This is a genomic window from Halolamina salina (genome assembly GCF_042678005.1).
GTDB lineage: Archaea > Halobacteriota > Halobacteria > Halobacteriales > Haloferacaceae > Halolamina > Halolamina salina.
On sequence record NZ_JBHUDH010000035.1, the window covers coordinates 16,654 to 23,090 of the forward strand.

The 6,437-nt window shown below is 67.4% G+C and carries 5 protein-coding genes and 1 pseudogene; 4 read left to right on the forward strand and 2 right to left on the reverse strand.

All coding sequences use genetic code 11. From position 1 onward, the window contains the following. Nucleotides 1–1,217 (forward strand): oligopeptide/dipeptide ABC transporter ATP-binding protein (locus ACFR9S_RS04420; protein ID WP_379818139.1); only part of this gene is annotated, 1,217 nt, incomplete at its 5' end. 99 nt (nt 1,218–1,316) lie between these two features. Next, a complete protein-coding gene (locus ACFR9S_RS04425) occupies nt 1,317–1,547 on the forward strand; it encodes a hypothetical protein (RefSeq protein ID WP_379731140.1) in 231 nt (76 codons plus the stop codon). 76 nt (nt 1,548–1,623) lie between these two features. Here ACFR9S_RS04425 and ACFR9S_RS04430 read toward each other — a convergent pair whose 3' ends face one another. Beyond that, nucleotides 1,624–2,820, reverse strand: coding sequence for a dipeptidase (locus ACFR9S_RS04430; RefSeq protein WP_379731139.1), 1,197 nt, complete (start codon nt 2,818–2,820; stop codon nt 1,624–1,626). Nucleotides 2,821–2,987: 167 nt separating this feature from the next. On the opposite strand from ACFR9S_RS04430, the gene ACFR9S_RS04435 reads away from it, so the two are divergent. Then, on the forward strand, nt 2,988–3,743 hold the full coding sequence (locus ACFR9S_RS04435; protein WP_379731138.1) for an IclR family transcriptional regulator: 756 nt from the start codon (nt 2,988–2,990) through the stop codon (nt 3,741–3,743). 321 nt (nt 3,744–4,064) lie between these two features. Here the strand turns inward: ACFR9S_RS04435 and ACFR9S_RS04440 are convergent, their stop codons facing one another. Continuing rightward, entirely contained in the window at nt 4,065–5,843 is a 1,779-nt protein-coding gene (locus tag ACFR9S_RS04440) for a M28 family peptidase (protein WP_379818140.1), read from the reverse strand. 102 nt (nt 5,844–5,945) lie between these two features. Here ACFR9S_RS04440 and ACFR9S_RS04445 point away from each other — a divergent pair. Then, nucleotides 5,946–6,437 (forward strand): annotated as a pseudogene (locus tag ACFR9S_RS04445) (hypothetical protein); the annotation flags it as partial.

Here is a 6,437-nt window from a genome sequence, read left to right on the forward strand (position 1 = left end):
AGTACTTCGACACCGGCAGCGGGCTGCTCGACTCGCTGCTGGGCCGGGAGTCGCCGCCGGTGAAGGCCGTCGACGGCGTCTCCTTCGACGTGAGCGAGGGGGAGATATTCGGCATCGTCGGCGAGTCCGGCTGCGGGAAGTCGACGCTCGGGCGGACGATCCTCCGTCTCCACACCGCGACCGACGGGACGATCTCGCTGAACGGCGAGTCGATCGACGAGATTCCCAACGAGGAGTTCCGCCGCCGGGCCCAGATGATCTTTCAGGACCCGTTCGAGAGCCTCAACCCCCGGATGACGGTCCAGCAGACGATCACCGAGCCGCTGGCGTTGCTGGGCGAGGACCTGACGTACTCCGAGCGGGTCGCGGTCGCCGAGGAGACGCTCGCGGAGGTTGGGCTCTCCCCGCCGGAGGAGTACCTGCGGCGGTTCCCCGACCAGCTCAGCGGCGGGGAGCGCCAGCGCGTCGCGATCGCGCGGGCGCTGGTCGTCGACCCGAGCTTCCTGCTCGCCGACGAGCCGGTGTCGATGCTCGACGTGAGCATCCGGGCGAGCGTGCTCAACATCCTCCGGCGGCTCCGCCGCGAGGAGGGGCTGACGCTGTCGATCATCAGCCACGACCTCAGCCTGATCCGGAACGTCAGCGACCGGACGGCCGTGATGTACCTCGGCGAGATCGTCGAGATCGGCGACACCGACCGGATCGTCGAGGACCCGAAACACCCCTACACCGAGGCGCTGGTCGACTCGGTGCCGGTGCCGGACCCGACCGTCGAGCGGACGCCGGTGGACATCAGCGGCGAGCCGCCGTCGCCCCGGGATCCCCCGTCGGGCTGTCGGTTCCACACGCGCTGTCCGGCGGTCATCCCGCCCGAGGAGTTCGAGTTCGCGGACGGACGGTTCCGCGAGCTCATGGACCTCCGGCAGGACCTCGACGCCGGCTCGGTCCGCGTCGACCGCGCCCGGGAGCGAGCCGAGTCGCCGGACGACCCCGAGTCCGTCGCCGCCGCGATCAAGGAGCGGCGCTTCGACGGCACGTTCGTCGACGCGGACGCCGAGGCGATCGTGGACGAGGCGCTGACCGCGCTCGCCCGCGGCGAGAACGAGGCGGCGGCCGAGCGGCTGGCCGACGCGTTCACGACGCCGTGTGAGCTCGACGAGCCCGAACTCGCCGAGTTGGAGGACGGCCGACAGGTGGCCTGTCACCTGTACGACTGAGCCGCCCGTCCCCGACTGGGGGACGACGACGGCCCGAACGCCGTTTCGGCTCGGCGTCGGACGACACAGTTATGTGGCACCGATGTACACGGTTACTCGATGGCCGAAAGCGCCAATCCCGTGAGTCGTCTGATCGCTGCCGGCGGGCAGAAACTGTTCATGCTCACGCTCAGCCTCGCCGCGGTACTGGCCGCCGTCGGGTTCTCGATCGCCGTGTTCGGCGCGTTCTCCGATCTGGTGGCGACGACGTTCGATCGCGTGCTGATCGCCGCCGTCGGCGCCGCGTTGATGAGCCTCGCCGGCGGGCTCGGCTACTCGGCGCTGAACTGAGCCGGGCTGCGGTTCGGTGCGATCCCGCGGGGCGAAAGCGTTCACGCTCGACAGCGCCGACGCGGTCCCCGACGGGCTACCAGACCGCTTCGAGCACCCGGAGGGTGTTGCCGCCGGTGACCTTTCGGATCTCCTCGTCGGAGTAGCCCTCGCGGACGAGCCACCGGACGATGTTGTGCCACGCCTCCGTGGGGTTCTCCATTCCCTCGACGTACTCGAACTCGACCTCCTGCCAGTCGGGGTACTTGTCGTAGTTCTTCCCCATGTACTTGTGGAGGCCGACGTGGTCGCCGTACAGCGTGTCCGGCCCGAACGACACGTGGTCGATCCCGACGAGATCCTTCACGTACTCGAAGTGGTCCATCACCGACTCGATGGTGTGGGTCGGGTGGTCCGGGGAGGCGACGTTGTGCGGTGCGGACTGGATACCGATGACGCCGCCGGTGTCGGCGACGGCTTCGAGCACCTCGTCGGCGTCGAGGCGGGTGATGTCGAGCAGGTCCCGGGCGCCGTTGTGCGAGAGCATCACGGGGTCCTCGCTCGCCGCGCAGGTGTCGAGGGTGGTCTGCCTGCTCGCGTGGCTCGGGTCGATCAGGATGCCGAGCTTGTTCATGCGCTCGACGGCGTCCTCGCCGAAGCTGGTGAGGCCGCCGTCGCTGTCCTCGTCGTTGATCCCCGTCCCGAGCGCGTTCGACTCGCTGTAGGTGATTCCGAGCGCGCGGACGCCCAGCCCGTAGAGCACGTCGAGGCGGTCGAGCTCGTTCTCGATCATCATACAGCCCTCGATGCTCGGGACGATCGCGACCTGCCCGTTCTCGTGGGCCTCGCGGATGTCGTCGACGCTGCCGGCGCGGGTGACGAACTCCTGTTTCGCGATGTCGGCGGCTCTGATCCCCAGATCGTGGACCACCTCCGAGAACTTCCAGCCGTTCTTCGAGTGCATCCGGAGCACGCCGTCGAGGTGCCAGTCGAACACCGCGTCGAGGTTCGACGCCGCCAGCGCGTCGTAGGCGGTCATCGCCCGGCCCTGCCGGCAGTAGTCGTCGATCTCCTCGATGTTCTCGGGAAAGTAGAACGCGTGCTCGTGGAGCGAGACGATCGTCTCCGCCGCGGAGAGCCGTTCCGCACGGGCCTCGTCCGCCTCGTCGAGGGGGATCTCGTACGGGTCGTCGAAGTAGTGCGGGCCGTCCTGCGTGTCGAACGCCTCGTAGTCCTCGCCGGCGTCGAGGTAGTCGAACGGCTCGTACCCCTGATACTGCTTGTCAGTACCCATGGGTGGCGGTGTCACCAAACCGGCATAGTTCTTTCGAGGGGGTGTCCGCTCCCGGGACAGGGAACAGATATTTCGGCGGCGCCGAGCCGCCCGCTTCGAACCAGTGGGAGGATCGTTCCGGTTGGCGGAACCATTAAGCCGGCCCCATGTGAAGCGTCGACAAGACCATGGCAGACGGTTCGAACCCGCTGAAGTCGGTCGAACGATCGTTTCAGATCCTCGAACACGTTCGGGACAACGAACCGGTCACGCTTACGGAGGTTTCCGAGGCGCTGGCGCTGTCGAAGAGCACGATCCACCGGCACCTCTCGACGCTCGTTTCCGTTGGATACGTGAGCCGAGAGGAGGGACAGTACCGCGTCTCCTTCGAGTTCCTCAGCTACGCCAACCGCATCCACCTCCGGGACCCCTCCTACCCGATGATCAAGCGGAAGGTCCGCGACCTCGCCGACGAGTCCGGGGAGCTCGTCCAGTTCACGACACACGAGGACGGCCGGCTGGTGTACCTGTTCAAGGAGACGGGGCGGAACGGTCTCGTCTCCCGGTCGGACGCCCGGACGTTCCGCCCGCTCCACGCCACGGCCGGGGGGAAGGCAATCCTCTCGACGTGGCCGCGTGAGGCGGTCGAGGCGTACATCGATCGGAACGGGCTGGACGCGATCACCGAACACACGATCACCGACTCGGCCGTGCTGTTCGACGAACTCGACAAGGTCCGGGAGCGCGGCTACGCCACCAACGTCGAGGAGACGGTCGAGGGGCTGGGCGCGGTCTCGGTCCCCATCGAGACACAGGACGACAGGGTCGTCGGCGCCTTGGGCATCTCGGGACCGATCAACCGCGTCGGCGCCGCCGACGGCGAGTACACCCAACTCCTCCTCGACGTGAAGAAGGAGCTGGAGCTGAACATCAGGCTGCTGTAGAGTGTGTTAATTGTTACCATGGTAAACGCCCGTTCCGGTGTGAGAAACGATCACGCTCGACTGAGGGAAATCCGGATATCTATCACAACCGTACTGCTGTGATAGTTCGGGGAACGATTCCCGGATCACGGAACACAGCTACCGGAGAGCGGTAACGGCGTTCGTCTCACGATACTCCTCGTACGGAGTCGCTCGGACTATCGCACACCAGCGGCGGCCGGCCGCTGAGACAGGCCGGAGCCGTTCCGATACGGACTGCACGTTCGTTCGATTTTCGGGGAGAAACGTTCTGCAAAGCGGGAAATTCGCCCGCTCGGTCGGTCAGTTCGGGAGGTCGTTCCGGGCCTGTCGGAGCTCGTACACCGTCTCGTTCTGTGCCCGCTTCAGCTGGACCTGGAGGAATCGGGCGTCGTCGCCGTCGACGCGGGCGAAGTCGTAGGCCGGATCGTACCGCGGGACGGGGTTCCGGCTCGTCGCCGGGTCCTGCTCGAACTGCCCGTCCTCGACGAGGTAGAGCCGGGTCAGGGTGCGCGAGAGGTCGGTGATCGCGCGGTTCGCGGTCTCGGGATCGATCTCCCCCGCCTCGGCGCGCTCCCGGAACGACTCGATCTCCGCTCGGAGCGCCCGGAGTTCGTCGAGGGTCGGGCCGAAGTCGAAGGCGTCGCCGGCGGCGTCGTCGTACTCCTCGACCTGATCGATCAGGCGGTCGGCGTACCGGGCGTGGTCGAACGGCAGCAGCTCGGCGTTCAGTACGCGCAGGATGCTGACCGCGTAGATGCGGATGTCCCGCAGGAGTTCGTCCTTCCCGGCCTTGTCGAGGGTGTCGGTGGAGACGTGCCAGGCGTCGGAGTTGCCGCCGCAGCCGCCGACCGGGTGGTACCCCCGTTCCTCCCTGATCTCCTCGGGGATGTTCGAACCGAGCATGAAGAAGCCGGTCACCCCGATGTTGTCGAAGGAGTAGTCGCCCGCCCGCGGCGGGAACTGCTCCGCGGAGGGGATGCCGGCCACGTCGTCGATGGCGTCGGTCACGAGGCCGTGGGCCTCGGGCGTCCAGCAGGACATGTCCGTGTACTCCGCGGAGTCCTTCGCCCCGGGGCTGTCCATGTTCACCTGTGCGACGCAGCGCTCGGCGATTTCGAGCGCGTGTTCGTCGGTGTACCACGTCGATCCGGCGTAGCGCCCGGTCGAGTGGGCGGGCCACCAGCAGATCCGGATGTCGCGTTTCAGTTGGTCGCTGTGTTCCTCGAACACCCGGGCGAGTTCGAGCATCCCGGCGTCGCCGGTCGCGTTGTCGGTGATGCCGACGTACCAGGAGTCGTAGTGGCCGTGCAGCAGCAGGAAGTCGTCGTTCTCGGGGTCGGCCTCGCCCTCGATGCGTGCCTCGACGATCGGACACGCCATCCAGTCGGTCGTGAGGTCGGTCGAGAGTTCGAGTTCGAGCCCCTCGTCGCTCTCGGCCCACTCCCGGAGGATCTCGCCGTCGTGTTTCGTGACGTTGGCGATCGGCACGTCCGGGATGCGGTCCCGCTCGTCGTAGGGGGGTGCGCCGCCCCACACCGGCGTGGCGATCCCGTCGTGTGGCTCGCGCTCGTGTTCGTGGATCGCGATCACGCCGGCGGCGCCCTTCTCCTCCAGTACGGTCGTGGCGCCGATGGAGAAGCTCCCGCCGTCGACCAGCGCGATCCGCCCCTCGAGGTCGTCCAACTCCGCGAACGGCTCGCGGGGACCGCCCTCGCCGTCGTCGACGAGGTCGCTGCTGGCCGTGCCGACGTACTCCACTTCGGCTTCGACCGTCGTCGACGCCGAGAAGCCGACCGTCTTGACGATGCCGGGCTCGAACGTCTTGTTGATCGTCCGGATCGACGCGTCGTGGGGCTGGCTGATGTACAGTTCGGGATCGTAGCGCTCGTACTCGACGCCGAACGCGTCCAGCCGCCCGGTGAGGTACTCGGCGGCCGCCCGCTCGTCCTCCGAGCCGGAGAGCCGTTCCAACTCCGAGAACTCCTCCAAGAGAGCCCACGGCTCGTCGATCGAAACCTCGTCGACGACCCGCCGCTCCACGTCGCTCAACGCGCTCCTGTCAGTGATTGCCTCACTCATGCAGGCTGGTGTTGCGAACCGAACTATTTCAATACTCGCTTGGGGGTGAGTATCGGCGGAACCGGCACAACGCTTAATTGACTCGTTCGCACTGGTGTTCGCATGATAACGAGTGTCGAGGTCGTGAGCCGTGAGATCCCCTACGCCGAGGCGTTCCCCACGTCGTACGACGACCAGAGCCCGACCCAACACGTGTTCGTGCGGGCGCGGACGGCCGACGCGACCGGCTACGGCGAGGGGTCGGCGCTGAAGTGGTTCACCGGCGACACCGCGGCCACCATGGCGTCGATCGTCCGATCGGAGTTCGTCCCGGCGATCGAGGGGAAACCGGTCACGGCGGCGCTCGGAGCCTGCCGGGATCTGGCCGACCGCCTCCCCGGCAACCCGGGTGCGAGCGCGGGCGTCGAGATGGCGCTGCTCGACCTCCGGGCGAAACAGCTCGGCGTCCCCCTCCAGGAGCTGCTGGGCCACCCCCGCCGGGAATCGATCCCGCTCGCGTTCGCCTCCGGCGCGCTCCCGGCGGAGACGGTGGCGGAAAACGTCGTCGACGCCTTCGAGGCGGGGTTCCGGACGTTCAAGATCAAGGTCGACGGC

What these genes read in the sequence shown, in the direction of transcription:
- ACFR9S_RS04425 (WP_379731140.1), top strand. Translation starts at nt 1,317, where the DNA reads ATGGCCGAAAGCGCCAATCCCGTGAGTCGTCTGATCGCTGCCGGCGGG.
- ACFR9S_RS04435 (WP_379731138.1), top strand. Translation starts at nt 2,988, where the DNA reads ATGGCAGACGGTTCGAACCCGCTGAAGTCGGTCGAACGATCGTTTCAG.
- ACFR9S_RS04430 (WP_379731139.1), bottom strand. Translation starts at nt 2,820, where the DNA reads ATGGGTACTGACAAGCAGTATCAGGGGTACGAGCCGTTCGACTACCTC.
- ACFR9S_RS04440 (WP_379818140.1), bottom strand. Translation starts at nt 5,843, where the DNA reads ATGAGTGAGGCAATCACTGACAGGAGCGCGTTGAGCGACGTGGAGCGG.